This is a genomic window from Mycobacterium sp. (assembly GCF_049673265.1).
In the GTDB taxonomy this organism is placed as follows: Bacteria; Actinomycetota; Actinomycetes; order Mycobacteriales; family Mycobacteriaceae; genus Mycobacterium.
In genome coordinates, this window is sequence record NZ_JBATXN010000544.1 from 1 (window position 1) to 2059 (window position 2059).

Here is a 2059-nt window from a genome sequence, read left to right on the forward strand (position 1 = left end):
TTTGTAGGTAACTGAGCAGGCGCAGGATCTCGATGTAAAGCCAAACCAGCGTCATTGTGAGGCCGAACGCAACAGCCCAGGCCGCCTTCTCGGGCGCACCGGCGCGGATAAGCTGGTCGGCGGCGTCGAAGTCGATGAGGAAGTTGAATGCTGCGACGACGATGCAGACCAGCGAGAAACCGACCGCCAGCCAGGGAATGCCGACATCGTGCGGGCCGCCACGGATTCCGAGGCCGGCACCGCCGTTCACCCCGAACATCTCCAGCGCCAGGTTGCCGAGCATCAGGAATAACACACCGACCGTGCTGGCGACGATCATCCGGGTGAGTTTCGGGGTGACCCGGATGGCACCGGTTTTGTAGACGACGAGCATTCCGACGAATACGCCGATCGTGCCCAGGATCGCCTGTCCGATCATCGTGCCGGCGTGCGCAGTTGACAGCGATGCCACCGCGAAGGAGAACGCCCCGAGGAACAGGCCCTCCAAGCCGGCGTAGGTCAATACGATCGCCCGGTTTGCCTGCTTGCGGCCGAAGATTGCGAACACGGCCAGCAGCAGACCACCGCCCACGCCGATCATGAGGAATGGGCGCGCCAGGGCTGGGTCCTTAGCCACCAGGAAGTAGGAGACGACCGCGACGGCCGACAGCACCGCCAGGGTGATGCCTGTCTTAGTGACGACATCGTCGATCGTCATCGGGCGGGAAACGCCGGCCCGCCGATCGACATAGGGAGCATAGGGGTCCGTTTGATGCCCATACTGGGTCGCGGCGCCCGCGGCGCCATTCCCAAACTGCGCATATCCGCCGCGCTGCTTGGGCAGCGAGCGAAATACCGGGTTGCTAGTCTCCCGCACCGTCGGATCCCTTCTTGAGCTGTGACTTCGAGCCGTGCGAACAGCTGATCAACGAACCGTAGTACAGCCAGGTTCCCAGCGGAGGATTTATCAATCTGGGGCCGGACCTACTCGACATAAACCTTACCCGCGAGCGCTTCGATGCGGGTAACGATCTAGATTGCTGATGAAGTCCTGACCTGCATGACCTGACATTCCGCGAGGGGAGACGACGCGCGTGACGGACGAATCCGACGAGATTTTGACCCGTGTTCAAGATGGTGTCGGTTTTGTGACGCTCAATCGCCCCAAGGCGATCAACTCGCTGAATCAAAGCATGGTCAACGGGCTGGCCGAGGTACTCGCCGAATGGGAGCGCGACGGACAGGTCGGCGCGGTGGTGCTCTCCGGCGCCGGGGAGCGCGGCCTGTGCGCCGGCGGCGACGTGGTGGCGATCTATCACAGTGCCCGTGCCGACGGGGTGGCGGCGCGGCGGTTCTGGCGCGACGAGTATCTGCTCAACGGCCAGATCGGCAGGTTCGGAAAGACGTACGTGTCGCTGATGGATGGCATCGTGATGGGCGGCGGCGTCGGTGTGGGCGCGCACGCCAACACCCGCGTGGTGACCGATACGTCCAAGATCGCCATGCCCGAGGTCGGTATCGGCTTCATCCCCGACGTCGGCGGCGCCTACCTGCTGTCCCGCGCGCCGGGATCGCTGGGTCTGCACGCGGCGCTGACCGGGGCGCCGTTCTCCGGCGCCGATGCCATCGCACTGGGGTTCGCCGACCACTTTGTTCCGCACGACAAACTCGACGCATTCTGCCAGGCCATCGTCGCCGACGGCGTCGAGCGGGCTCTGGCCGCCCATGCCGTCGAGCCGCCGCCGAGTAACCTTGCGGCGCAACGTGAGTGGATCGACCAATGCTATGCCGGTGACACCGTCGCCGATATCGTCGCCAGTCTGCGCGCCCACGGGCAGACAGGGGCCGGGCCCGCCAACGACGCTGCCACGTTGATCGCCACCCGCTCCCCCGTCGCCCTGTCAGTGACGCTCGAGGCGGTGCGTCGTGCCGCCAAGCTAGACACGCTGGAAGATGTCCTGGTCCAGGACTATCGGGTGTCGTGCGCGTCGTTGCGCAGCCATGATCTGGTGGAGGGCATCCGGGCTCAGCTGGTCGACAAGGATCGCGATCCGAAGTGGTCCCCGGCATCGCTGGCCGA

Annotated in this window: 2 protein-coding genes; one reads left to right on the forward strand and one right to left on the reverse strand. The window is 64.9% G+C overall.

Going from position 1 to position 2059, the window contains the following annotated elements; all coding sequences use genetic code 11:
- Window positions 1-856: Bax inhibitor-1/YccA family protein (locus WBF82_RS18570; RefSeq protein ID WP_424384421.1), on the reverse strand; the 856-nt coding region annotated here is incomplete at its 3' end.
- 217 nt (window positions 857-1073) lie between these two features.
- Here WBF82_RS18570 and WBF82_RS18575 point away from each other — a divergent pair.
- On the forward strand, window positions 1074-2059 hold a 986-nt coding region (locus WBF82_RS18575), incomplete at its 3' end, for an enoyl-CoA hydratase/isomerase family protein (RefSeq protein ID WP_424384422.1).